At 45.6% G+C, this 25,546-nt stretch carries 20 protein-coding genes; 4 read left to right on the top strand and 16 right to left on the bottom strand.

What is annotated here, in order from left to right:
• Positions 1-490: 490 nt before the first annotated feature.
• The 7 genes from DXD92_RS19160 to DXD92_RS03920 form a co-directional block, all read right to left on the bottom strand.
• Positions 491-619 (bottom strand): hypothetical protein, encoded by a 129-nt coding sequence (locus tag DXD92_RS19160; protein WP_279220640.1) that lies wholly within the window; start codon positions 617-619, stop codon positions 491-493.
• A 172-nt stretch (positions 620-791) separates the two neighbouring features.
• Complete coding sequence (locus DXD92_RS03945; RefSeq protein WP_022461039.1) at positions 792-1,559, bottom strand: hypothetical protein; 768 nt, start codon at positions 1,557-1,559, stop codon at positions 792-794.
• A gap of 18 nt (positions 1,560-1,577) precedes the next feature.
• Complete coding sequence (locus tag DXD92_RS03940) at positions 1,578-2,243, bottom strand: hypothetical protein (protein ID WP_055228134.1); 666 nt, start codon at positions 2,241-2,243, stop codon at positions 1,578-1,580.
• Positions 2,244-2,265: 22 nt separating this feature from the next.
• Positions 2,266-3,363 (bottom strand): hypothetical protein, encoded by a 1,098-nt coding sequence (locus DXD92_RS03935; protein WP_117508921.1) that lies wholly within the window; start codon positions 3,361-3,363, stop codon positions 2,266-2,268.
• Between the two features lie 188 nt (positions 3,364-3,551).
• On the bottom strand, positions 3,552-5,186 hold the full coding sequence (locus DXD92_RS03930; protein ID WP_117812797.1) for an ABC transporter ATP-binding protein: 1,635 nt from the start codon (positions 5,184-5,186) through the stop codon (positions 3,552-3,554).
• Positions 5,186-6,916, bottom strand: a complete 1,731-nt coding sequence (locus DXD92_RS03925; protein WP_117812798.1) for an ABC transporter ATP-binding protein — start codon at positions 6,914-6,916, stop codon at positions 5,186-5,188. Before DXD92_RS03925 ends, DXD92_RS03930 begins: the two co-directional genes overlap by 1 nt.
• On the bottom strand, positions 6,906-7,418 hold the full coding sequence (locus DXD92_RS03920) for a MarR family winged helix-turn-helix transcriptional regulator (RefSeq protein WP_022461532.1): 513 nt from the start codon (positions 7,416-7,418) through the stop codon (positions 6,906-6,908). Before DXD92_RS03920 ends, DXD92_RS03925 begins: the two co-directional genes overlap by 11 nt.
• A gap of 190 nt (positions 7,419-7,608) precedes the next feature.
• Here DXD92_RS03920 and DXD92_RS03915 point away from each other — a divergent pair, with 190 nt between their 5' ends.
• Positions 7,609-9,009, top strand: coding sequence for a sodium-dependent transporter (locus DXD92_RS03915; protein WP_118594444.1), 1,401 nt, complete (start codon positions 7,609-7,611; stop codon positions 9,007-9,009).
• 204 nt (positions 9,010-9,213) lie between these two features.
• Here the strand turns inward: DXD92_RS03915 and DXD92_RS03910 are convergent, their stop codons facing one another.
• A complete protein-coding gene (locus tag DXD92_RS03910; protein WP_118594445.1) occupies positions 9,214-10,968 on the bottom strand; it encodes a glycoside hydrolase family 13 protein in 1,755 nt (584 codons plus the stop codon).
• A 413-nt stretch (positions 10,969-11,381) separates the two neighbouring features.
• On the opposite strand from DXD92_RS03910, the gene DXD92_RS03905 reads away from it, so the two are divergent.
• A complete protein-coding gene (locus DXD92_RS03905) occupies positions 11,382-12,383 on the top strand; it encodes a LacI family DNA-binding transcriptional regulator (protein ID WP_117804963.1) in 1,002 nt (333 codons plus the stop codon).
• Here DXD92_RS03905 and DXD92_RS03900 read toward each other — a convergent pair.
• On the bottom strand, positions 12,378-13,145 hold the full coding sequence (locus DXD92_RS03900) for a GNAT family N-acetyltransferase (RefSeq protein ID WP_118594446.1): 768 nt from the start codon (positions 13,143-13,145) through the stop codon (positions 12,378-12,380). The genes DXD92_RS03905 and DXD92_RS03900 overlap by 6 nt on opposite strands.
• A gap of 90 nt (positions 13,146-13,235) precedes the next feature.
• Positions 13,236-14,690 (bottom strand): MocR-like pyridoxine biosynthesis transcription factor PdxR, encoded by a 1,455-nt coding sequence (gene pdxR, locus DXD92_RS03895; RefSeq protein WP_118594447.1) that lies wholly within the window; start codon positions 14,688-14,690, stop codon positions 13,236-13,238.
• Positions 14,691-14,834: 144 nt separating this feature from the next.
• Between pdxR and pdxS the strand changes: the two genes are divergently transcribed.
• A complete protein-coding gene (gene pdxS / locus DXD92_RS03890; protein ID WP_118594448.1) occupies positions 14,835-15,716 on the top strand; it encodes a pyridoxal 5'-phosphate synthase lyase subunit PdxS in 882 nt (293 codons plus the stop codon).
• The gene (gene pdxT / locus DXD92_RS03885; RefSeq protein WP_118594449.1) at positions 15,716-16,297 is read left to right on the top strand and encodes a pyridoxal 5'-phosphate synthase glutaminase subunit PdxT; all 582 of its coding nucleotides are present in this window, start codon (positions 15,716-15,718) and stop codon (positions 16,295-16,297) included. The genes pdxS and pdxT overlap by 1 nt, the downstream gene beginning before the upstream one ends.
• 113 nt (positions 16,298-16,410) lie before the next feature.
• Here the strand turns inward: pdxT and DXD92_RS03880 are convergent, their stop codons facing one another.
• From DXD92_RS03880 to DXD92_RS03855, 6 genes are all read right to left on the bottom strand, one after another.
• Complete coding sequence (locus tag DXD92_RS03880; protein WP_117804958.1) at positions 16,411-18,099, bottom strand: heparinase II/III domain-containing protein; 1,689 nt, start codon at positions 18,097-18,099, stop codon at positions 16,411-16,413.
• A 121-nt stretch (positions 18,100-18,220) separates the two neighbouring features.
• The gene (locus DXD92_RS18895) at positions 18,221-20,008 is read right to left on the bottom strand and encodes a family 43 glycosylhydrolase (RefSeq protein WP_118594450.1); all 1,788 of its coding nucleotides are present in this window, start codon (positions 20,006-20,008) and stop codon (positions 18,221-18,223) included.
• Between the two features lie 12 nt (positions 20,009-20,020).
• Positions 20,021-20,941: an AraC family transcriptional regulator gene (locus DXD92_RS03870; RefSeq protein WP_158565001.1), complete on the bottom strand. Its 921-nt coding sequence runs from the start codon at positions 20,939-20,941 to the stop codon at positions 20,021-20,023.
• A gap of 4 nt (positions 20,942-20,945) precedes the next feature.
• The gene (locus tag DXD92_RS03865; RefSeq protein ID WP_117508907.1) at positions 20,946-22,691 is read right to left on the bottom strand and encodes a glycoside hydrolase family 35 protein; all 1,746 of its coding nucleotides are present in this window, start codon (positions 22,689-22,691) and stop codon (positions 20,946-20,948) included.
• 224 nt (positions 22,692-22,915) lie between these two features.
• Positions 22,916-24,547 carry an extracellular solute-binding protein gene (locus DXD92_RS03860; RefSeq protein WP_117508906.1) on the bottom strand — a complete coding sequence of 544 codons (1,632 nt, stop codon included), beginning with the start codon at positions 24,545-24,547 and terminating at the stop codon, positions 22,916-22,918.
• Positions 24,548-24,636: 89 nt separating this feature from the next.
• A complete protein-coding gene (locus DXD92_RS03855; protein WP_117508905.1) occupies positions 24,637-25,539 on the bottom strand; it encodes a carbohydrate ABC transporter permease in 903 nt (300 codons plus the stop codon).
• Between the last annotated feature and the right edge of the window lie 7 nt (positions 25,540-25,546).

Genomic DNA, 25,546 nt, shown 5'->3' with positions numbered 1-25,546 from the left:
TTTCATACGATAAAATTTCTCCTCAGAGTAAAGGAGGGAGAGTCCCGCAGGCTCCTCCCCCGTCTGTAGGCTTCACAAGTTTCTACAGAACGATCACCAAGCTTAGTATATGGCATTTTGAACGGTCTTTCAATGTTCCAAGGCCTTCCCATACCATATTAGCTCAGAATCATTCTATGCTATTGTATAGCTTTCCGCAGATCTTTTTATTCCTGAACTGCATCTGATTAGATGTCTGTGACACTCCAATCTGCTCCATAATTTATCAGATTCCGAGCCCATAGAATAAAATTTTGCCTTAAAATAAACAACTTTCGTGTGCGCGTAATCGTGTAAAAAAAATATAACGAGTTTCATTTTCCGACCATCTTTGTACCACTGACACGTTTCCGTTTCCTGCAACTCGGTGCAATTTGGTGCAACATTGAATTCTTCTTAAATATCTGTGGTTCCACTAAAACACTGTATTTAAGCCTTAAAACAGTTTCGTTTAACAAGAGTAGTATATCATCGGGGAAAGCTTCTCACACTGATCCAGCGCATCCTGTGCTGTCACAGGCCGCGTGGACATCAGTGCCGGCGCTTTTACCGCTGTGTTTTTTGTTTCTGTATCGTTCATTTGTATTTCATACCTTTTCTCAAAAATAAATATAAGAAGTATAACAAACGTTATACCTGCACAATTTTAGCATGAAACCAGAAATTGTGCAAGATTCACAAGCGTATAAAATGCCCCCTTCCTGTCAGTGGTTTTTTCTCAAAACCAGCCGTCCAGGAAGCGAGCATTCCCTTTAATTTTTCTTTTTTTGTCTCCATTTTGAGAAAGACGAACCAATCAACAGGATCAGCACAAAAACAACGGCAACCGTTTCATAAATCTGCACGCCGGTGTTGACAGGATTGTCGTCAATTGAGCGGTAATCGCGCTCCAGACGCCACAGCATCGCCATCCGGTCCATGAAATCAATCTGCCGCGTGCCGTCCGTCTCGGTCTTAAAGACGGCACAGTAAAGATTCGTGTACCACTGGTCAAGAAGACTGACCCCTGATCGCCCGATCTTTCCGCTGCCGATCTCCTCGTCATTTTCATCATACAGAATCCTGCCGCTTCTCGAACTCTGGTAATCGAGCGGCGTTTCATCTACATCAAGGAAAATCAGTCTTGTATCTTTTCCATAGGAGGTATCCACATACTGCTCCTGCGCATAGCCAAGACACGTACCGGATGCGTCGTAATAGCCGTACGTCGTGCCGGAGCCTTCTCTGTCATTGATGGGCTCATCCTCCACATAGTCAATCGAAAACCACTCCTCCTCGTTGATATAGACCGTATTCTTCTGAAGATAGCCCGCCACTTTTCCGTCTGCCACAATCTTCGTCTTTCGTTTACTTCCATACAGGTCAAAGTAGATTTCTATGGTTTCTGCCGATGTAAGCGCCTCTTTTGCCTCATCCGCAGTTGCAAACTCAGATTCCGGCACTTTTTCTTTTCCGCAGCCGCCAAGCACCAGAGCGGCGGCAAGAAAAAGACCAGCGGCTGTATATATTCTCTTTTTCAACTGCCTTTTTCCTCCGCCTTACTTGTTATCTTTGTAATACTCATTTGCCTCATCGTACATCATATCGAGCAAGGCGTATTTATCCTGGAAATCCATCACCTGCGTACCGTTATCCTCCAGGTTCACATAGAGATTGCACTGTGAACCGGACCAGTCCATCTCTTTTTTCGCAGAACCGATCACCGTTCCGCCCTCTGTATAAATGGTATGTCCATCCTCTGATGCGTAATATGGTTTTTCGTTCAGATCTGCATCGAGAAAAATAATGTAATACGCTTCCGGCATCTGATCCGGTGTCGTCACGCGCTCCTGTGCATAGCCAAGCAGGTTGTTGTCCGGATCATAGAATGCATAGGTAGTAGCGGATTTTGTCATCTTATTGATTTCTTCGTCCGTCACAATTTTCATATGGAACCATTCTTCGCCGGAAATAGAGATCGTCCAGGTCTGATCAAAGAGACCGCTGTTTTTCATATACGCGGCAGCCTTTTCATCCGCATAAATGTTTCCCGAAGCGTCAACGTTATCCAGATCACAGCGCATGCGGACGGACGAAGCCGATGCAAGGGCTTCTTTTGCCACATCCGCGTTTTCATACCCTAACTTTTCTTCTGCCGCCGAGCAGCCGCACAGAAGCAGAAGTCCTGCTGTAAAACCCAAAAACAATTTTGTCGTTTTTCTCATAGATTCCCCTCTCTTTCTTTTGTCAGGACCGATTGGAAAGACCGCCGTCCTTGTCGCGTGCCAGTTCTCTTGCCGCCATCACAGCGAGTGCGGTCAGCTGCGGCAGATATTTTGCATCGTAGACAATCAGAAACGCATTGTCGAACATGATGTTTCCGACGGTAAGATCCATATTGTCGACGATGGCGCCGATCATAGTTCCGTTCAGTTTTACCGAGTAATTGTGGCCGATGGAGCCGGCGTATTCCCGGAGTTCCAGTTTTCCCTCCGGCAGTTCCATCGAGAACTGATCCCGTACGAGTGCAAACTGCTTTTTCAACACACCATACGGCTCGCCGTACAGATAAAAACGGTAGGTCGGCAGCGCGTGGAGCAGTTCCTTCGTCATGCGGAAGATTTCGGTGTGCATCGCATCGTAGATATAAAATGTTTTCAGCGGCACGGTGCTGTCGATCTCGTAAACCAGGTTTCCGTCTGTATCCTCCAGATCGAAATGCTGGCCCGTCAGGCGGTAATCCTCCGTGAAAGTGTAAATCTGGGACGCCGAAATCTTCTGAAACGGCTGTACCGTTCCGGTTTTGACGAAATGCTCCAGATTCGCTTTTAATTCGCTCTGGAACATCATCAGATCGGAATGGTAGCTTAGATGGTCTGCGAGGTTCTCTGCAACATCTTCATGAATCGGATACACGGGTGTGGTGAGTTTCTTTTTGATAAAGCCTTCGATGAAGGAATATCCCAAATAACCGACATGACCGTCTTTGGTCAGCCAGAAGTAGAGATATTCTCCCTTGGCGTCCGGTCCGAAAACGAGTGCTTTCTGCCGCATCGTGTAGAATTTTGCAAGCCATGCAGAACCGAACGGTGTATCGACGTTCTTGTAAGCCTCATAAAATTCTTCGATTTTCCGCGGCTTCTCCATGGAGATCATGGCAATCATATCCGTCATGGAATTGTAGTTCTCCGGGGTTGCCATGGACCAGATGGCAATGCCGAAAATCAGGACAACCGTGGCGATGGTGAGTGTGATCGTCTCTCCGTAGCCGACCGCCATCAGATAGATGCCCAGCAGCGTGACAGCGCCGCCTGCGATGCGGAATTTCCATTTTCTCTTTTTCAACTGAATACCGCCTCCTCTCTTTTCGTTACTTTTATTGTACTTGCTCCCCTTTTTTGTGTCAATTGAAACTCGCTCCTCCGCTCTATTTTGTTCTGCCTGGCGGGACAAAGAAAGCGTGTCGGCGCATCTTTTTTTGTCAGAATGCATCCGGCACGCTTTGTTTCAAAAATTTAATGAACGAAAAGAAATTATGAAATTGGAATCACGCGTCCCGTTTCTGCCATAGTTCGGTGGGAAATGGAAATTACGGTACGGTTTTTGGAAACCCTTTGCAATGCATTTAATACCATTTTTTCCGTCTCTGCATCAAGGTTTGCGGTAATCTCATCGAGGAGCAGAATTTCAGGCTCCGCTGCGGCTGCACGGGCAATCGAGAGGAGCTGCCACTGACCCTGTGAGAAGAGATCCTGTGTACAGATCGTATCATATTGGTCCGGAAGCGCCTCGATGGTCTTTGCAAGTCCGGTCAGCTCTGCTGCTTTTTTTACATCTGTATCCGAAATCTTTGCATCATACAAAGTAATCTGGTCTTTTACCGATCCCGGCACCATGTGGAACGACTGCTCCACATAGCCGAAAACCTTTCGTTTTTTTGCATCCGGCAGATCGACAGATGGAACACCCCAAATCAGAACCATTCCTTTCTGTGGTTCATATAAACCGAGCAGCAGTTTGAAAATAGTACTCTTTCCGGCACCCGTTCGTCCCAAAAGTGTTACCTGCTCGCCTTTTTTGATCTGCAGACTTACATCGTTTAAGATGACCTGGCTTTCGTCATATCCAAACGTCACATTTTTTAGCTCAGCCGCTATGCCGTAATCTGTATTTTCAGTCAGCGCAGCCGGCTCTTTCTTCTCTTCCAGGCTGTAAAATTCATTGATTCTTTCCATACCGGCAAACGCAGACTGAATTGTCTGGATTTCCATACCAAGACTTTCGACCGGAGCAAAGATCTGGGAAATATAGTTTATAACAGCAACGGCGGTTCCGGCGGACATGCCGAACAGCTTTAAAACGGTCGGATTGCCGGAGGCCGAAAGCAGCATGACAACAGCAACAACAATGGCATTTAAAATCAGGATGACCGGAGAATAGACGGCATCGTAAAAATTGGTCTTCTCCATTGCGCTGTAGCTGTCATCAATATAGTGCGCATACTGCTGCTCCATATACGTCTCTTTCTGCAGACAGTGAATGGTACGGATGTTGTGCAGCGTCTCTGGAACGTGACCCGAAGCACGGCTGACTGCACGGCGGTTGGCAATCTGGGAGGCCAGCATGTTTTTCTGAACATAACGGGTAAAGAGGAACAGAACAGGGAGTAAAATAATCAGAACAATCGTAAGTCCACGATTAGTCACCCAGATGACGGCAAGAATGCTTAAGATTTTGCACGCATCGGCAAACATACTGATGATCCCGGAGGTAAACAGGTTTTCCACTGTGTCGATGTCACCGACAAATCTTGATACGAGAGCGCCCGGCTCCTGGCGGTTCAGCTCGTTGGCGGAAAGGCGTCCGAACTTTTCCATCAGACTGCTTCGGAGTGCATGTGTAATTTTCTGGCCGAATACCGTCAGAAGACTCTCTCGTGCCGACTCCAGAAGACCCGTCAGGGCAAGAAGTCCGAAATACAGCAGAATTCCTTCCATCCAGAGGGTATGCTTCTTTGTCAAAAGGTCAATCAGCTGTGCCAGCACAAGAGGCGGGAGCAGTGCGAAAATAACCGCACCGCAGACGACTCCCAAAAGTGCGGCTGATAAAACGCCGTGTTTTCGAACGGTTTCTTTGATTACCCGCAATACAGATTCTTTCTTTCGCATCAAAAGCTGCCTCCCTTCGTCTGGTTGCTGCAGAGCTCTGCGTAGGACGGAACCGTTGCAAGGAGTTCCTCATGTGTGCCGACCTTCGTATGGCACTCATCCATCCAGATGACCTGATCCATCTGGTCGAACAGATAGAGGCGATGGGAAATGAGGATTATAATAGAGTCTTTTGCCAGCTCCTTTAAATTTAAAAAAATTTGTGCCTCCGTCTCTTTGTCGAGTGCCGAAAACGGATCGTCGAGAACCAGAACCGGCCGTTTGTGGTACAGGGTTCGCGCAAGGGCAAGGCGCTGCGCCTGACCACCGGAGAGGCGGATACCGCCCGTTCCGACCAGAGTATGGATTCCGTTTTCCATTGCTTTCACTTCATCTTCCAGGCAGACGACTCGGATCATCTCCTCTGCGCCCTCTTTTCCCCCGAGACGGATATTCTCTTCCACGCTTCCATGGAACAGCTCCGGGTCATGGCCAAGATAACCGACCATGCGGTTCCGGTCTGCTTTTTCCATTTTTCCAAGTTCTTTTCCGCCGAAGGTGATGCTTCCCTCATACGGCGACTCGCAGAGAAAAGTCTTTCCAAGCGTTGACTTTCCGCATGCGACAGGTCCCGTTACACCGATGATCTGGCCAGGAGCCGCCTGAAACGACAGGTCATGGATGATCTCTTTTCCGTTTGGATAGGCAAAATGCAGGTGATCGACGTTAAGCTCTGCAGGTGCTGCGGCCGGAAACTCCGGTTCGGCTTTCGAATTTTGCAACAGAGGTTTGATTCGTTTCCAGGAAACCTGCGCTTTATGTACCGCATTAAAAAGCTTTGCTGCGCTCGATGATTTGGTGGCAAGCTTCGTGTAGCAGGACAAAAATGTGGTAAATACAGCAATGGTCCACGGTGTCCAACCCTCATGCAGGACGTTTCTGCCTCCAAAATACAGGATAAACAGAATGCTCGTCATCGAGATCATACGGTAAATCGGCGGCATAGCTGTGTTCCAGATATTGGCGCGCACAGCGGCAGATTCGTAAGCCGAAAGATTCTCCTCATAAGCGGCCTTTCTGTCCTCCTCACAGCCAAAGACACGATACGTGATGGCATTTGTCGCACGGTCCAGGGTTGCAGCACTTAATGCACCCGACTGTACCTTATAGGCAGCGCCCGTTTTCTGTACCATGACCTTCATCTTTTCGGCAATCACGTAGGAAATGGGTGGAAAAATCATGCAGAGAAGAGCCAGGCGCCAGTCGTACCAGAGCAGCATACACGCATAGGCGAGAAGAGCAACACCGGTATCAAAGATTTCCGTTGTAAATTTCCGCATTCCTTCTACGCAATCGTCTACATCGAGAATGGCCTTCGTCAGTACATTTCCGGTACCTTCCGCTTCCAGCTCCAAACGGCTTTTGCGAACCAGCGTTCCGTAAAGAATCTGCTTCATATGCCGGTTGACGTTGTTGGCAAATCTTCTGACATAGAACCGTTTGAAATAGCGGGAAACCTGCACAATGCCAATACTCACGACATAGGCCGTGACCAGCATCAGCATCTGGTGGAAGGTTCCTGTGCCGCCGAGGAGATCAACCAGCTTTCCTGTCATTTTTCCCTCAAACCAGGGGCCTGCAAGAAGTCCCAGATTATAGATGAGACCGGAAACCGTAACAAAAAAGAGAATTTTCCATTCTTCCTGAAAGTAAGAGAGCATCCGGTTCGGGCGAAAGGTTTCATCCTTCATCGCTGCTGCCTCCTTCTGCTGTTGCTTTTATTGTTTTATCTGCTTTTTCACTTAAAATTTTTGAAAGTTCCGCAAAATGATTCTGCCGTTCTCTCTTCGATTTCCAGTACAGCTTGTCCAGTGTTTCGCAGAAGCTTTCTGCCTCCTTTTCCGGAAGCTCCAAAAGCAGCCATTCATAAAAAACCGTTTCAATTTCTGCTTTGGAATTTTTCAAAGTTTCTGCTTTTTCCGTAGCATACAGAAGCTGGCTTCTGCCGTCCCACGGATTCGGTTTCCGGATCAGATATCCCTTTGCCTCAAGGCTTGCAGCGCGTCTTGCAGCGGCTCCTTTATCAATCTTTAACTGTTCGCGCACTTCCGTCTGCGTGATGCCCGGATGATGGCGCACCAGATGGATAAAGTCAAATTCTGCTGTGCCGATGCCCTCTTCTTTCATTGCCTGAACCGTAAATTTCCCGGCTTCCCGCGCTATTTTTGTTATTTTCCGTTCTGTTGGATCCATTTTTCTGTTCCTCCTGTCCATTCTCAATCTGTTTCAAATAGATGCATATACAACTAATTAGATGATAGTACAACTAATCGAAATTGTCAATCTATAGATCTTCTGGTTGACGAAGTATCGTCCGAACTTTATAATAGAAGTATTCGGCTGTTAAAAACAGTCAGTCTATCAATAAGGAGATGTATCTTATATGGAAAAGAAACATACGCGCGGCAGCTTTACCGGATCGATCGGCTTCGTGCTTGCTGCCGCAGGAAGCGCGGTTGGACTGGGAAATATCTGGCGTTTCCCTTATCTTGCCGCAAAAGACGGAGGCGGAACCTTTATTTTAGTTTATATCGTACTGGCTCTGACCTTTGGATTTACCCTGCTGACAACTGATATTGCCATCGGAAGAAAAACCGGACAAAGTCCGCTTGTCGCTTACGGTAAAATTCACCCGGGCTGGAACGGTCTTGGCCTTCTCGCCAGTATCGTGCCGGTTGTCATCCTGCCTTACTACTGCTCCATTGGCGGCTGGGTATTAAAATACCTGTCTGTGTTTCTCACCGGACATGGCACTGCTGCTGCCGAGGATGGTTACTTTACCGGCTATATTACCGGTACATGGCAGCCGATTGTGTGGTTGGGAATCTATCTTTTTCTTACCGCATTCGTTGTATATCGTGGTGTCAATAAGGGAATTGAAAACTACAGCAAAATTCTGATGCCGATCCTTCTGATTTTAATCATCGGAATTTCTGTTTTTTCTCTGACCCTGACCCATACCGACGCAGACGGTGTCGTCCGTACGGGACTGCAGGGTATGAAAATTTATCTTGTTCCAAATTTTAAAGGAATGACGCCGCAGAAATTTTTCACCGTCTTTGTCGATGCACTCGGACAGCTTTTCTTTTCGATCAGCGTTGCGATGGGTATCATGGTTGCCTACGGTTCCTACGTAAAAAAAGAAACAAACCTGATGAAATCGATCAACCAGATCGAAATTTTCGACACCATTGTTGCGCTGCTCGCCGGTTTGATGATCGTTCCTGCCGTATTTACCTTTATGGGGACAGAGGGTATGTCTGCCGGCCCTGGTCTGATGTTTGTCTCCCTGCCGAAGGTCTTTCAGTCCATGGGAGCAGCAGGCGGCGTAATCGGAACCATTTTCTTTCTTATGGTCTCCTTTGCAGCCATTACATCTTCCGTATCGGTCATGGAATCCATTGTTTCCTGTATGATCGACAAATTTCACATCAGCAGAAAGAAAAGCACGGTTATTGTAACCGTTTATGCATGTCTCGTCGGTATCATCGTATGCCTCGGCTACAATGCGCTTTATTTTGAACTGAAGCTTCCAAATGGCGCAACGGCTCAGATCCTGGATGTCATGGATTTCATCAGCAATAACCTTCTGATGCCGCTTGTCGCACTTCTCTCCTGTATTCTGATCGGATGGGTTGTAAAGCCGCAGGTCATCATCGATGAGGTGACTCTGGGAGGATATAAGTTCGGTCGAAAGAGGCTGTATATCGTCATGGTGAAGTTTATTGCACCCGTGCTCCTTGCCGCACTGCTGCTGCAGTCGTTCGGTATTTTAAACGTCTGATCACTGCGATACCAGATTGCTATGTGCTTTGCACTCACGCAATCTTCAAAAACATTCGTAATCCGCTCATTTTCCTTCGAAAAATGGCTCCTTACTTATGTTTTTGGCGAGGCAAGAGATCAAAAAAGCATGTTTTCCGGTGGCTTTTCCAGAAAACATGCTTTTTTTGTGCCTGTCTGCACATATTTCTAACAGGTGAAACCCTTACATCCTGCGAATTAACGTTCCATTTACACCAAGTATCTCTCCATCAAATTCCCGGGCAAAAAGTACTTCCCCGTCTCCTTTTACTTTTATCTCCTCATCCGATGCGTTGAGCAGAACTTCGATTTTATTTCCCTCTTCGTCTAGTTTAATATACTCTACACACCGATCATTTTCATAACCATTCGGAAAATGGAAATGCAGGCTTCTGCACACTTTTTCATTTCTTCGAAGCATGATCAGTTTCCGCATCGTTGCAATTTTTTTCTGATTCTCTTCGCTTTCAATTTCACTCCAAGGCATACATCTTCTGCAGTCCGGATCATGAGCGCCTTCCATTGCAATCTCCGTTCCATAATAAATACAGGGGCTTCCCGGAAGCGTAAAAAGGATTGCAAGCTGCTGGTAGAACTTGTCCAGATCGTGAAAACGGTTCATCAGCCTCTCGGTATCGTGGGAATCCAGGAGATTAAAAAGTACATCGTTATTCTGCTGCATATACATGGTATAGCAACGGTTTACCATATATTCAAATTCTTCTTTTTTCATTGTTTTATCAAGAAAGAAATCATGGATTCCACTCAGCAGCGGGTAGTTCATGACAGAATCATATTCATCTCCCTGCAGCCACTGGCTTGCATCATGCCAGATTTCCCCCAGAAGATAAATATCCGGCTTTATCGTTTTTAAATGCTCCCTTATCCGCTTTAAGAACCTGTGCGACACTTCGTTTCCTACATCGAAACGAATTCCGTCGATATCAAACTCCCGTACCCAGTCCTCACAGATTTTACAGAAATACTGTATCACCTCTTCGTTGTTTGTGTTCAGCTTTGGCATCCCGTCTGTAAATGCAAAGGAATAGAACCGTCGGTCTCTGGTGTCTCCCCTTTTTTGAACCTGTTCCCAGTCCTCTACCATAAACCAGTCCGCATAACGAGACTCTTTTCCATGCTCCAGGATATCTATCCACGGCTCAAATTTTCTTCCACTATGATTAAACACTGCATCTACCATAATGCGGATTCCTTTTTCATGTGCTTCTTTGCAAAGCGCTTTCATTGTATCCGCATCGCCAAAAAACGGATCTATTTTTGTATAATCGGTCGTGTCATATTTGTGGTTGGACTCTGCTTTCATGATCGGATTCAGATAAATACCGGTAATCCCAAGTTCCTGCAGATACGATAATCTCTGACGGATCCCTTCCAGGTTTCCTCCGAATTTTTCTTCGTTTGTTACGGTTCCGTGATTTCTCCAGGGTGTGATATCATCTCCGTTTTTTTCCGGTGTCCCGTTGCGGAACCGATCCGGGAAAATCTGATACCAGATCGTTTCGTTTACCCATGCCGGTGTGCGATTGATATCTGCCGGGTTCATCCAGGGTACAATAAAGCACTGCTGCATACGGCCATCCATCCGGAGCTGTTCTTCTGTCAGGAAACCATCCTCAAAATAATACCAGACTTCCTTTTCCGTCCGCAGCTCGAAATAATATTTGCATCTTTTGTATTCCGGAAGAAGCGTTGTTGTCCACCAGATCTGATAAGGCAGACGTTTTTTATATATCATTTCCTCTCTTTTTCCGATCCACTTTTCTTTTCCGCCCAAAATTCCGGCTTCATAAGGATCTCCGTAATGGATAAAAACCTGTTTTACATCATATCCTGTCTTGATATTGACAATCAGTCTGTCCTCATCCAGGGCATAACTCATCTGTTCTGAAGTTTTATGGTATACACCGCTAAATTCCATCTCATTTTCCTCCCGTATAGCTCTAAAGCTGTTTTTTGCATCCTTGTAAGAAACACGATCACTTTTTGTTTCGCATTGTTTCGTAACTTTACTATAAGCCTTTTTTATTTCTTCGTCAATCAATTTCCATTTTTCCCTGCGCTTTCGTAAAATTCAGATAATTTTCAGGATGATTTTTGTGCAGGATGCTTTCTTTTTTCGAAACTTAGCGAAACATTTCTTTTTCACGGTATGGATTGCTTTTTATCTTATGTTTTTATATAATGATACGGGGGCAAAAGGTTTTTTGACCCCTTTGATACCAGATTGCTACGTGCTTTGCACTCCCGCAATCTTCATATAATAGCGTTAAAAGAACTCCATCATGATAGCTGGGAGTTTACATTTTTTGTTTTGTGAAAGGATTGCCGATTATGACTACCATTCAGGATATTGCTGATAAAATGGGAGTTTCCAAGAGCACGGTATCCAAAGCGCTCAATGACGCGCCTGATATCAGCGATGCTTTACGGAAACAGGTTTTGGAAACTGCCGTAGCTCTGGGTTATACGAAGCTGCGGCGTTATAAGAAACCAACGAAAAAAGTCTGTATTATAATAGAAAAAGAAAATATGCGGTATCAGGAACCGCATCATTTTGCCTATGATATCCTGGTGGGTTTTCGTCAGATGGCAGAACCAGCAGGCTTTGATGTTGAAATTGTGCCTGTTGATATTAAGACCCAAAGAAACCAGCATTATGATGTTTTTATGCTGGAGCATGATTATATAGGAGCTTTTGTGGTCGGCTTTTCCCTGAGCGATCCCTGGATTCAAGACTTTAAAATCAGCCGCACACCGGCTGTTCTTTTCGACAACTATATAGTAGGGAATCCTTCCACCGCTTATGTAGGTATTGATAATGAGGAGGGAATGGAGCTTGCCGTCTCTTATCTTGCCGGACTTGGACACCGGAAGATCGCCTATCTGAGCAGCTCCCTCGGTGCCCGGGTTCTCCAGGCACGCCATGCTGCCTTTCTCCGTTCCATGCACCAGCATGGACTGAAGACTTCTCCTGCTGCGATCGGCTGTTCTTATTATCTGTCAGAATGTATGGAAAAGCATCTTCCCCGTTTTCTGGAAAACGGAATCACTGCTATTATTTGCAACCAGGATACCCTTGCTAGTGCAACGCTCACGCAATGTCAGCAGCTGGGATTCCAGATTCCTGATGATATCAGCATTATCGGATTTGATGATCTGCCGATTGCTGCTTGTACGTCACCGCCCCTTACAACCATCAGACAAGATCGGCTGGAGCTCGGAAAAAGTGGATTTTTTGCATTGTCAAGTCTTCTCAATCACATCCCAATCAGTACGTATTTGTTGCATGCACAGCTGATTCAGCGGGAATCGACAGGAAAGGTTCCTTCATAAATTCATCTCATCAACAATATTTGCCGGTTTTGCAGTCATTTCTACCCATGCTGGTATAAAACCGCTTTTAACAGCGTTTCTTACAGATCTGACATTAGACCAGGCGGTACAGTAAAAAGGTACTTTTTCCCTGTTTATGATCTCTTTTGTAAGTCTGCTTGTCAGTGCAGAGGCAATCCCCTGTCGTCTGTATTCCGGCAAGACATCCACACCGATCTGCCACATATCGTCGCAATCGGCAGAACAGGCGGCAAGTCCCACCAGCGTACTTCCATCATATGCGCCGACGCCAAGTACATCCAGATTCTTCCGATCTTCGCAAAGCGCATTGCTCCATTCCGGTCGATACAAATCCGCAAAATCTTCCTGTGTCAATACTCGTGTCTCATAGGCGCAGGAAAGAGTCGGTATCCGGCTGATGTCCGGCAGATAGTATTCTGCCATGAAACATATTTTGTGCCCTTTTTCAGTTAAACGTTCATTCAGCCAATGCATGTTTGGTGTCTCAAAACAGTGGTAAAATTCGAATTTGTCTACATACGCAGATACCAGATCCATAGTCTCCGGTATGGAAGCCGCCATGATATTACTTCCATAGGAAACCAGATTGCAGGTAATAGGCTCTTTCAAATATTTGCGGGCCTTCTTTCCTAAATTTATGGGAACAACAACATTTTTGTCCGCCTTGAGATCTTCCACACGGCACCCCATATCTTCCGCAGACTGCCTCATGGCAATCTCCATCATTTCACGATTCGTCATATGCTTTTCTCCTTTATGAGTTTGTAATAGAAACTGCTGGGCATCAGAGAAGCTCATTCCCTGCAGTTATTTCTGTGGATCAATTTATGATTATTCCTGGCTCTTTTTCATCTCTGCCTCAAATGTGTTTTCCGTCGTATGCGCCCGCAGAATATGAAGCAGCACTCCCGCCGCCCGCTCCATTGCAGCCGGATCGATAGAGGAATAGTTCATGACATACGTATTTTCCTGCTTTATTGCCTCCGCCGCATCCGCGTAATAGCCGGAGAGCGGCTTTAATTTCACACCACGGGATTTCGCCTGCGTGACAATCGACTCTTCTTTCAAATCCGTGCGAAGATGCATCAGAAAATGAACGCCGGCTTCTTCTTCCTCGATGGTCACATAATCACCGAGCGGCTTCTTTTCAAGCGCCCGTAAAATCAGATCTCGTTTGTTCTGATAATAGTTCCGCAGCCGGTTGATATGTTTTTCGAAACTGCCGTTCTCAATAAACTCTGCCAGTGTGTACTGCTCAAAGTTGGAAACGGTGCAGGAATAAAACGACAGCTCGCGGTAAAATTTCTCTGCCAGTGTCTGCGGCAGCACCATATAGCTGATCCGTACCGTGGAGGCAAGTGTTTTCGTAAACGTATTCATATAGATGACCTTGTCCGATACATCGATGCTCTGCAGCGTTGGAAACGGCTTTCCGCCGAGACGCAGCTCACTGTCGTAATCGTCCTCAATGATATAGTGATGATCCGATTTTGCCGCCCAGCCGAGCAGTTCATAACGGCGGCTGACCGGCATGACTGTCCCGGTTGGAAAGTGATGGGACGGGGATGTATGAATAATATCAACCGATCTTTTTTCCAGCTCCTGCACCGAAACACCGTTCTGATCGAGCGGCACTGGCTCGTACCGTACCTTCATGCTCTCATAAATCCGCGCAATTTTGTGATACCCGGGATCCTCTACTCCATAAACAAGATCGTTTCCGAGAAGCTGAATCAGAAGGTTATGCAGATACTCCGTTCCTGCGCCGACAATAATCTGCTCCGGCAGCACCTGCATTCCACGAAACTCTCGCAGATATTTTGCAATCGCACTGCGCAGCTTTAAAATCCCGGCGCACGGGGAATTGATCATGAGCTGGATCCGGTTGTCATTCAGGACAGCACGCACCGTCCGCGTCCAGATTGTAAACGGAAAAATCTCGCTGTCCGTCTGGTTACTGGAAAAATCCGCAAAATAGGAAGTCTCCCCGTTTGCTACCTGCAGGATCTCTTTTGGCACCGCATCCCGCATGGAATCCTCAATTTCCAGATCAGCCGCATAGAATCCGCGCTTTGGCATGGAATACAGATAGCCTTCCGCAACAAGCTGCGCATAGGCATTCTCGACGGTAATGACGCTGATACCCAGATTTTTCGCGAACGTCCGTTTCGACGGCAGCTTCTCTCCAGGGCGGATATTTCCCAGCAATATGTCATTTTTGATACATTTATATAAATATTCATACAGGGAATCTGACCCTATATTGGAAAAATTATACGTCAGCATCCGACCGCTCTCCTCTCATCTGACCTTACTGAATATATTTGTTTTGGCAATTTTTTTATAGTCACTTTACCAGTATACTGTGAGGCAGAGCAAAAGTAAAGCCAAAACAGAAACTAAAATTTTTCAGACACGGAGGAACTTATTATGACAGCAGCAAATGAGAGATACAAACTGAACAAAGAACTGGCACAGATGTTAAAGGGTGGCGTGATCATGGACGTTACCACTCCGGAGCAGGCGCATATTGCCGAGGAAGCTGGTGCCTGTGCCGTTATGGCACTGGAGCGGATTCCTGCAGACATCCGTGCAGCCGGCGGCGTTTCCCGTATGAGTGATCCGAAGATGATCAGCGGCATTCAGGAAGCCGTTTCCATTCCGGTTATGGCAAAATGCCGCATCGGCCACTTTGTAGAGGCACAGGTTCTTGAAGCCATCGAAATCGACTACATCGACGAGAGTGAGGTTCTCTCCCCGGCGGATGATGTCTACCATATTAACAAACGAAATTTCAAAGTACCGTTTGTCTGCGGTGCAAAAGATCTCGGCGAGGCACTCCGCCGGATCAACGAGGGAGCGTCTATGATCCGTACCAAAGGTGAGCCGGGAACCGGCGATATCGTACAGGCGGTCCGCCATATGAGAAAAATGAACAGCGAAATTCAGAAACTGACCTCAATGCGTGAGGATGAGCTGTTTGAGGCAGCCAAGGTCCTGCAGGTTCCGTACGATCTTGTTCAGTATGTTCATGATAACGGCCGTCTCCCGGTTGTCAACTTTGCAGCCGGCGGTGTGGCAACTCCTGCCGATGCAGCGCTGATGATGCAGCTTGGAGCAGAGGGTGTTTTTGTTGGTTCCGGTATCTTCAAATCCGGCAACCCGGCAAAACGTGCGGCTTCCATCGTAAAAGCCGTTACCAACTACACCGATGCGAAACTGATCGCAGAACTCTCCGCTGATCTCGGCGAGGCTATGGTCGGCATCAACGAGCAGGAAATCGCCTTACTGATGGCAGAAAGAGGAAAATAATGAAAATTGGAGTGCTTGCACTGCAGGGTGCGTTTGCAGAACATGAAAAAGTATTAGAGCAGCTTGGCGCCGAATGCATCGAACTGCGTCAGGCCCGCGATCTTGCCGAGCCTTACGATGCACTTGTACTACCGGGCGGCGAGAGTACCGTTCAGGGAAAGCTTTTAAAAGAGCTTGGCATGTTCGATATCATGAAAAGCCAGATTGAAAACGGCATGCCGGTCCTCGCAACCTGCGCCGGTGCGATTCTTCTGGCCGAAACGATCGACGGACAGATCAAGGGACAGCCGGAACAGTATTTCGGCACGATTCCGATGTGCATCAGGCGGAATGCCTACGGCCGCCAGTTAGGCAGCTTCCACACAGAAGCACCGGTTGCGGGCATCGGAACAGTGCCGATGACGTTTATCCGTGCGCCGTATATTGCATCTGTGGGGAACGGCGTGGAAGTGCTCGCGGTTGTGGAAGAGCGGATTGTCGGTGTAAAATATAAAAACCAGATGGCCTTCTCCTTCCATCCAGAACTCGACCCGGATATGAGGATTCATAAGACATTTCTTTCGATGATCAGCAACGTATAAAGCAAAAGACTGTGCAAATCATAAATTCATTTGCACAGTCTTTTGCTCTGTTTTCGTACCGCAATGCAGCCTCACTGAATATCTTCCTTCTAACAACGTCAGGAGCTTTTGTATTATTCCGGGCAAAGTACAAATCGGCTTCGCCAGATATTTTCTTTTCCGTCAGCTTCCCATTGAATCAGAAACACAGTTTCCATTTTTCCTTGATGATCTCTATGAATGCATGGAATAATTTGAATCTTTTCCGGAGAAACACCATCTATTTTCAGAGTTCCCCTGTCACCGATTCGAATCCGGTCTTTTTCCCGACTTACGTTCTGCCGTGTGACAAGATTTTCCGTGAAGCCATTATCCAAAGGAGCGGTCTTCAGGCAATCTTTGATCTGAAGTTCACCGGTTTCCCTGCAAAAAACAGCAGTCCGTATCAGTTTTTTCCTGCTTTCTTTCTCATATGCCCCAGCAAAGGAAATCGAAATTTCTCCTGTCTCGGAGTAATTCACTGCATCGGCACGATATGTTTCCCCTTTGCACTGTTCCTTTCCATCCAAAATCGGAACGCTATGGCCACGTGAACTACAGCAGAGTACGGAATATCGTTCGGGGCCAAAATATGCTTTCGTGTATTCTCCGGCTCCAAGATCACTGATAATTTCTTCTTCCCCGATAAAATACAGAAAGCTGCCGACATCGTTATGATTGTGCGGCTCCCCGTTGTTTCCACCTTTGATTGCGAATGCGGTCTGATGCTTTCCAGTTGCAATTGCCCATTCGGCATCCGCCAGATAAGTAAACGTGCCGGAACATACCCGTTCCTCTGCAGCATTCTCGGAACCGTCCGACCTGCTTTTTAACACATTCAGATATTGCTTCGTCCAGATCCAGTCCCTATATGCGGCATTCCAGCGATAACACGGATCTTCCCCAAAATGCATTGCCCGTACCAGCGGCGGGATTTTAACATTTGGATCCAGCATTGCAAAATGGCAGGTAAGTCCCATCCGGTAACGGCTTTTGCTGTCTCCGTCAGAAAAGCTTAACGTATTTCCGCCCGGGAAATAGCATTTCTGCTGAAATTCCATGATTTTCCGCTGCTTTTTTCCATCCAGCAAGTCAGTTTTCCCGCCCGTTTTTTCTTTCAGAAGTTCCGCGAACATGGAAAAATAACTCATTCCATATTCCCAATAGCCAAGACCTTCCATGCAGGCGCCGTCCTCGCCGAAGCTCGCAAGAAAGCAGGAAAGATCCCGGGTCACGCGCGTCAAGATCTGTTCACAGTTTTGATTGATACTCTCGATGCTTTCCGCATTCGGAAAAAGAACAGGAAAAAGCTCAGATGCATAGCAGGCGGCTGCTCCTACGGATCCACAGCAAACAGCATTCCAGTTACTTTTACTCGTTTCCCACCAGAATGCACCGTTTTCCTGTATAAGAAACGGCTGCAACACTCTCCTGCTGCTTTCCTTCCAGATCCGACACAGTAACTCCGGCCGCAGATCGTTTCGAAGTAGAAACGCAATTTCCAGAAGTGACTGTGCAGTCTCGCACGCAAAAAGATCCAATGTAATCTTCCACTTTTCATCCTTTTTCCGGTTCACATGTGCCGGCAGCGCCCAGCAAGTTTCCGCACAAATCTGCTCCAGAACCCATTCCAGGCCGGAAAGATCCATAGAAATGTCCCTCTCTTTTGCAAACAATGCATTGAACGCAAAAGCAACGAGGTATTTCCGGCGTCCAAAGTAAGCTTCTTCATACCGCAGCCGGTTCCCCGTCTTTTCAAACAGAGAAAAAAGCTCCTCTGTCAAAACAGGGAAATCCAAAAGAGAAAGCGTTTCGGCTTCTCTTGAAAGCTCTGTTTCATATTAGAAAAGATACTGCTGCAATTCTTGTTCTGTTCTTCCGTTCATATATTTTTTCTCCGTAAACCTAGACAATCACTTCCATCATTTTTCCGGCTTCGTCAAACTCCAGCGGGGCCACGCAGGTTTCCCGGTGGAATCCCTTTCCCTCCGGATACTGCGCAAGCGGTGTGCCAAAACGATGGTAAGCAATCCAGTATGCATCTTTTCCAGGCACCTTACAGATGCTGTGATGACCCGTTCCAAGAACACCTTTTTGCACATCTTTCTGAAGAATCGTCTTTTCAAACCGAACCGGTCCGTACAGGGAATCGGACGTTCCATAGTTTACATGATAATTTTCACTTCCTGTATCATCACAGGACCAGGTAAAATGGTAAATTTCATCCCGCTTCAGAACCGTAACCGCCTCACGGAAATCGTACAGTCCTTCCAGATTTTTCATCGTCTCCGGAACAATATGCATCATATCCGGTGTCAGTTTTGCAATGGCCGCATAACCATTTCCAAACAGGAGATATGTTTCGCCGTTTTCCTGATAGATCGACGGATCAATCGTCTGACTCATCTGGATCTGATACGTTTCCATCATTTCCATGGTGATCATGGGTTCTGCTGCAGGCACAAACGTTCCCTCCGGATAATCAGATACTGCTGCTCCAATGCAGGATTTGCCATCAACACGCTTTCCACAGAAATAGTAGTAATACTTTCCATCTTTTTCTGCAATGCACGGCGCCCAGGCACTTCCTACCGCCCACGGAACATCTCCATCTGCCATGTCGAAAATATCAGCAGCCTTCTGAAATTTTCTCAGATCCTTCGATGCAAAAACAGAAAATTTCGTACCGGACCAGTCGGTAAAGCCATCCGTTGTCGGATACAGGTAATACGTTCCGTCAAAACAGGCAAGATCCGGATCTGCAAAGAGCCCTTCTACGACCGGCTTTTTGTGATCAAAAAATCGTTCCAGCAAGGCAAGCTCCTCGTCAGTAACTGCAAGAACGCCACCGTGGCGTTTTTTTGTTTTTCCAAGAGCATATTCCTTTTCCTTTAAAATACGGAATTTTCCCGAAGAAAGATCATCCGTTAAAAGAGGAAGATATCCTTTTCCCTCCGCAAACTGATCCGCAATCAGACACCATGTCTTCTGATCCGGTAGCAGATAACATTCCGGTCCTTCTACGCCAAACAGCGAAGAAAGTGTTTCTGATGGGATCTCCTGAAAATTGCCCGTCAGGGAGTCACAGGACTCCAACAGCAGACATTTATTCGTCTCATCCTTGGAAATCCGATAGTATACACCTTCTGATTCTACCATCGTTGTATCAATCACATGTTCTTTCCGCTCCATGTAAATAAATGGCTCGGAAAAACTTTGAAAATCAGATGTCCAGGATGCATAGATCCGCTGTTTGGCTTCCGTATCACCGGAAAGTTTTACCATAGATGCCCAGAAAACCAGAAACTGCTCTCTTTTTGAGTCATAGATTCCTTCCGGTGCCCAGACGCATCCGGCTCCCGGAACACCTATGGTACTGGCACGCTCCGCACTCCAGTGAACCAGATCCTTCGATTCCCAGACAATCAGATCACGGCTTCCGCGATATTGTGCCGTATCCCAGCCTTCTCCTGCTTCGATCCGTAAATCGGTTGCTATCAGATAAAATTTCTTCTGCTTTGGATCACGCAGCAGAAACGGATCGCGAACACCTTGCATTCCAAGATGAGAATATAAGACTGGCTGTCCGTCATTCAGATCCTCCCAGTGAAGTCCATCCCTGCTGATGGAAAAATAAATCTGTTCTCCATCCTTTTGTTCTCCGGTAAAATGTACAAATAAATAGCCTGCCATATTTTGTTCTCCTTATCTGCTTTTCATATAGTTCATAGGTGTCATTCCAGTCATTTTTTTAAAGACTTTACTGAAATAACTTTCATCGGAAAATCCGACTTTTTCGCTGACCTGCGAAATTTTAAGCGAAGTTGTACCAAGAAGCTCCTTGGCATGGGAAATTCTGACTTCCGTCAGGTACTGAAAAATCGTTTTTCCTGTTGTCTGACGAAAAATCCGATTTAGATAATCAAAGTTTCCACCAAGCTGCTCTTCAATCAATACTCCGGAAATTGGCTCGCGATAGCAGTTATTCAGATAATCCAAAAGATCATATATTTTCCGGTAGCTTCCGACCACTCCGGTTTTTTCCTGGGCAAGCGATGTTACAAACTGTCTGGAAACCAAAATCATCATCTCCAAAATCTGACAGGCACACAAATTGTAATAACCTTCCATACGATTTTTCTGACAGGTAATTCCATCATTGATTTTCTGCAGAATTTCAGAATAAGAAGAAGTGTCGGAAAGATGCATATATTTGGGCAACGCAAGAAGCGAAAGACTGACGCGTTCCTGTCCGGAAAGGGTACAGGAATCACTTTGCATGGACTGCGTTCTCTTTCTTAAAATTATCTCAGTTGTCTGCTCATTTGTCATCTTGTTTTTTTTTATGGATTTCTGATGGAAATGAATATAATGGTATTCACAATGTGTTGCTCTTTCCCCCACATGTATTTTATCCGGATCCAGAATTAAAAAATCCCCCGGTGTTAAATGATACCGTACACCATCCTCCAAAAGAAACATCTCACCCTGACGCACCAGATAAATAATGTATTCCAACGGCATTCTTCTTTTATGAATATACGGCGGTTCAATCACCGCCGTATCTGCCAGGCTAATTTCCGGTAGTTGACTGCTGTCATACTGATAATAAATGTTTTCCTTCATTCTTTTAGCCAAGATCCGGTTCATCGCAGAGTGTAATGATTCCCGGCACTTTTCCTTCTGTTTCAAAAATCAGAATCGTATTCGTTCCTTTTTTTAAAAGCGGACCCGGAATATATAATCGTTTCTGTGGCCCAATTTCCCAGAATCTTCCAATATTAAATCCATTTACAAGAATGCAACCTTTTCCCCATCCGGTAAAATCAAGGAAGGTATCTCCCGTCTCATCTGCTTCGAAGCTAAATTCATAAAATCCCGGTGTACCAGGAACGGATGGAATTGTAAAATCAAGATGTTCCAGATGTTCCATCGGAAGCGTATATTCTTTCCAATAATAGTGATTATGACCATTAACCTGTACGCTTCCATCAATCCCTTTTCTCTGTCTTTCGAGATTCGGACCGAAATTTACTCTTCCCATATTTTCCATCAAAATAGAAAGTTTCTGTCCTTCCGGTTTATTCTCCTCCCATTTTATTTCATCAAGAAGTTCTCTGTCATACAGTGTAACAGTTGGGATTTCATCCACAAAAATGTTAGCTCTGTCGTTAGCTCCCCACAGCCGCAGTGTTTCCAATGGCCCTTCATCTTTCAACTGGCTTTCGTATAAAATATATCCGTATCCCTGATCCAGTTTTTCCATTGACACCGGGTATACACTCTCCATCGCTTTACTAATCCGGTCTTTGTTTCCGAATAAAGATGTGCTTCTTTTGACACGAAGTTTTCCATATGATTTTCTGCGAATTTCTGTACTAAGTTTTACTTCCGGAATTTCGGTATATTTCCGGATTACATTCTGGAATGCCGTATACTTCGCCGTAATCTGACCGTCTTCCGTCAGCAGTGCATCATAATCATAAGAAGTAACATCCGGTGTCAGCTCATCATAGTAATTGGATCCATTCGTAAAACCAAAATTGGTTCCACCTTCAAACATGTAGATATTCACATGGCCCTCGGAAAGAATTTCGTCCAGATCTTTTGCATGTTCTTCTAAATCACCGGTCTGATGCGTTTCTACACCCCAGTTATCAAACCATCCAACCCAGAATTCCATACACATCAGCGGTTTATCGCCGATTTTCTTTTTCATGACGGCAAACTGCTCTTTTCCTTTGGAACCAAAATTTCCGGTCTGTAAAACACCTTCCACTTTTCCGCAGTCAAAAGCATCTCCCCAAGGACCATCCGATGTAACCATCGGCACTTCACAGCCGCAGTCAATCATCAGCTGTTTCATGTAATCCAGATACGATTTGTCATCTCCGAAATATCCATATTCATTTTCCACCTGCATCAGAATAACAGAACCGCCCCGTGTAATCTGAAGCGGTGCGATCACTTCAAATAATTTTTCATAATATTCTTTCACATGTTGTAGAAATGGCGGATAGAAACAGCGAAGGCGCATGCCGTCTTCCTTCAGCAGCCAGTATGGCAATCCGCCAAACTCCCATTCTGCACAAATATAGGGAGATGGCCGGAGAATCACCATCAAACCAAGCTCCTGGGCCAGTTTTACAAATCTGGTAATATCCAGAATTCCGGAAAAATCAAACTTTCCTTTCTCTTTTTCGTGAAGATTCCATGGAATATACGTTTCCACCGTATTGCAGCCCAGAGCTTTTAATTTTTCCAGTCGGTCGCGCCAGTATTCCGGCACAGTACGAAAATAATGCATACCTCCGGAAATGATTTTTACTTTCTTTCCGTCCAGATAAAAATCTTCTTTTACTTCAAACGTCTTCATAGTTCCTCCTGTTTCTGAAATTTCCATCTTTTTTATGTTAAAAATAATATGTCTGCCAAATTTCCCGTGACCGGAACGGAAACATTTGACTCGCAAAAGGGAGACACCAGAGGCATCATGTCTTTTCCGGTATCTCCCTTATCTTGCTTATCATGAAATCACAGAATTATCTGCCAGGTTTTGTCGCTAACCTTTCTTGTTCTACGGTCAAGTGAACACCTTTTTTATTCACCTCTTGTGAAATCCGGTGTTCCATTTTCCTCTACAAAAGCATCTAAATCTTTCTGAATTGCTGCCTTTACATCGTCATAACCGGCCGCTTTCAGTTCTTCTCTCATCTGATCGACAGTTGCCTTCGGATCATCTACCTGACCATATGCCAGCTGCGGGATATATTTTGCGAGAACATTAGCCAGTGCTGCCTGCTTTGCCTCAATTGCAGTTGTATCAACAATCAGGTTTTCAAATGGATAATCATAACCGATTTTATCCAGCGAACTGATCAGATCATCGGTTCCATCCCACCAGCTTTCATCCTGCAGTTCCAGATCATCATTACGTCCCATCCAGAAATTGGAATCCAGGGCATCTGTACTGGAATCAAATCCATCTGGTCTGCCCAGCTTGCCATCTTCTGTTACAATATAATCCTCACCTTCAATACCATAGTTTAACAGACGATAGCACTCTTCATCATTTCTTAACAGATCATATACCATCAGGGCGCGTTCCGGATGTGTGGAGTTTGCACTGATAGCACATGCACCATGCTCTTTCAGCGGATGCTGTACGTTCTGATTTTCTTCGCCCCAGTAATAGAACTGCGGATCGGAACCCGGCTGTTTCTTCTCCATATTCGGAACAATCGTAGAATAATAGGTCTGGGCATGATGCTGATCCGCACCGGTTGTTCCGGCATAAAACTCTTCTCTGGTGTCTCCGTCAAAGTTCAGGACATCTTTTCTCCATACACCCATGTCATTCCATTCTTTCATCAGCTCTGCCGCATCATAAAGGCTGTCATCCTCTACATACGGAGACATAACGGTTGTCGGATCGTCCTGCATAACACCCCAGAAGTCTGTGTAAATACCAACACTGGCGCAATTGAATGCCGTATATTCCTTTTTCGAAGTAATATAGCCGCCAAGAATACCTCCCGTCTGGTTTTTGCCAGCGATATCCCACGGAATAACATCTTCCTTATTATCTTTAATATACTGGAAATACGTCGTCAGATCTTCAAATTTTGTAATTTTTCCATTTTCCAGACCTGCTTCTTTTGCCCAGTCTCCACGATAGAACATACCATGGTTCGTATACTGTGTATAGTGATCTTCCGGTATGAAATAAATTTCATCGTTATATTTGCAGATATCCCAGTCTCCGTCTGCGGATACCTGTTCCCAGGTCTTTGGCGCATATGTTTTCAGCATATCCTCGGAAAGTGGAAGAAATGCGCCCTTCTTTGTATTTTCCCATCCGTACAGCCAGTCCGTTGCCGTACAAATCAAATCCAGACTGCTGTCTCCACTCAACAGCTTCAGATTATACTGTGTCTGCCAGTCTGTCCATTCTATGTACGTAAACTCGAGTTCTGCATTTACTTTTTCCGTCAAAATCGGATTCAGTTTGTCCAGCATGGCTTCCAGTCTGCCATTGGTCGGTTTGTTTCCCAGCACCAGCATGTTAATTACTTCATGCTTGGAAGTATCAATACTTCCATCTTCCTTTACGCTTGTGTTGCCGGATCCGCTGCTTTCGGACCCACTGCTTCCGCATCCTGCCATACTTGCAATCATCAGGGAAGCCATTACCAGTGCTACTGCCTTTTTACCTGTTACGCGTTTTCTCATAGCGTCCTCCTTCTTTTCCTGCTTTTTCGGAATTTTATGTGAATCCCCATCAAAACACAGGGGAATCTCACATCATACTTTTTCCATGGTCAGCCTTTGACCGCGCCTACTGTAATACCAGAGATAAAGTATTTCTGTACAAACGGATACAGAAAGATGATCGGTCCGGTTGCAACAACTGCTGTTGCCATTTTCAATGTGTTAGATGGAAGGTCTGCCACACTGACATTTGCACCTGCTACAGAGTTTTTCAGTGCATTTGCTGTATTGATGATCTGATATAAGTAGTACTGTAATGGTTTATAGGTTACAGAACTGTTCAGATACAGAGAAGAAAGATACCATTCATTCCAGTATCCCAGTGCCAGAAAAAGTCCTACCGTTGCAAGTGCCGGCTTTAACATCGGGAAAATCAGTGATACGAAAATTTTAAAGTCTCCCGCTCCGTCAATTTTTCCGGATTCTGTAATTTCATATGGTACCGATTTTGCAAAATTCTTCATCAGAATGATCAGCCACGGAGACATTAACAGCTGTAAAAATACTGCCATATAACTTCCGTTTAATTTCAGGTACCTGGAAACCCAGATATAGGTTGGTGCCATACCGGCGGAAAACAGTGTTGTAAAGTAAATAAAAAATGACAATGCATTTCGAAACGGAAAGTCCTTTCTTTGTAATGCATAACCGGTCATCGCAATGATAAACAGACCAACAACTGTTCCGCATACCGTCAGTGCAATGGTAACTCCGTATGAGCCAAGAATCATTTTAGGTGAACGAAATACCAGTTCATATGCACTCAGAGTAAACCCTTTGGGTAAAAGCCCAAATCCCTCTTTCGCTACAATACTCTCGGTACTGAAAGATGCAGAAATAACCAGGATAAATGGAAGTAAGCAGATGAGCGCCCAAATACTCACAAATACGTAGGAGATAATTCGTAAAGCTCGCGTCCCTGGATCCAGTTTGATTTTATTACGATTTTTCATTTTCTTC

The sequence above is a fragment of the Blautia sp. TM10-2 genome (genome assembly GCF_003480845.1).
Taxonomy (GTDB): Bacteria; Bacillota; Clostridia; order Lachnospirales; family Lachnospiraceae; genus Fusicatenibacter; species Fusicatenibacter saccharivorans.
This window is presented reverse-complemented; position numbering and strand designations above follow the sequence as displayed.

Excerpts from the sequence above, each read along its gene's own strand:
- DXD92_RS19160 (WP_279220640.1), bottom strand. The coding sequence starts at position 619 with ATGAACGATACAGAAACAAAAAACACAGCGGTAAAAGCGCCGGCACTG.
- DXD92_RS03940 (WP_055228134.1), bottom strand. The coding sequence starts at position 2,243 with ATGAGAAAAACGACAAAATTGTTTTTGGGTTTTACAGCAGGACTTCTG.
- DXD92_RS03930 (WP_117812797.1), bottom strand. The coding sequence starts at position 5,186 with ATGCGAAAGAAAGAATCTGTATTGCGGGTAATCAAAGAAACCGTTCGA.
- DXD92_RS03925 (WP_117812798.1), bottom strand. The coding sequence starts at position 6,916 with ATGAAGGATGAAACCTTTCGCCCGAACCGGATGCTCTCTTACTTTCAG.
- DXD92_RS03920 (WP_022461532.1), bottom strand. The coding sequence starts at position 7,418 with ATGGATCCAACAGAACGGAAAATAACAAAAATAGCGCGGGAAGCCGGG.
- DXD92_RS03915 (WP_118594444.1), top strand. The coding sequence starts at position 7,609 with ATGGAAAAGAAACATACGCGCGGCAGCTTTACCGGATCGATCGGCTTC.
- DXD92_RS03910 (WP_118594445.1), bottom strand. The coding sequence starts at position 10,968 with ATGGAATTTAGCGGTGTATACCATAAAACTTCAGAACAGATGAGTTAT.
- DXD92_RS03905 (WP_117804963.1), top strand. The coding sequence starts at position 11,382 with ATGACTACCATTCAGGATATTGCTGATAAAATGGGAGTTTCCAAGAGC.
- DXD92_RS03900 (WP_118594446.1), bottom strand. The coding sequence starts at position 13,145 with ATGACGAATCGTGAAATGATGGAGATTGCCATGAGGCAGTCTGCGGAA.
- pdxR (WP_118594447.1), bottom strand. The coding sequence starts at position 14,690 with ATGCTGACGTATAATTTTTCCAATATAGGGTCAGATTCCCTGTATGAA.
- pdxS (WP_118594448.1), top strand. The coding sequence starts at position 14,835 with ATGACAGCAGCAAATGAGAGATACAAACTGAACAAAGAACTGGCACAG.
- pdxT (WP_118594449.1), top strand. The coding sequence starts at position 15,716 with ATGAAAATTGGAGTGCTTGCACTGCAGGGTGCGTTTGCAGAACATGAA.
- DXD92_RS18895 (WP_118594450.1), bottom strand. The coding sequence starts at position 20,008 with ATGGCAGGCTATTTATTTGTACATTTTACCGGAGAACAAAAGGATGGA.
- DXD92_RS03870 (WP_158565001.1), bottom strand. The coding sequence starts at position 20,941 with ATGAAGGAAAACATTTATTATCAGTATGACAGCAGTCAACTACCGGAA.
- DXD92_RS03865 (WP_117508907.1), bottom strand. The coding sequence starts at position 22,691 with ATGAAGACGTTTGAAGTAAAAGAAGATTTTTATCTGGACGGAAAGAAA.
- DXD92_RS03860 (WP_117508906.1), bottom strand. The coding sequence starts at position 24,547 with ATGAGAAAACGCGTAACAGGTAAAAAGGCAGTAGCACTGGTAATGGCT.
- DXD92_RS03855 (WP_117508905.1), bottom strand. The coding sequence starts at position 25,539 with ATGAAAAATCGTAATAAAATCAAACTGGATCCAGGGACGCGAGCTTTA.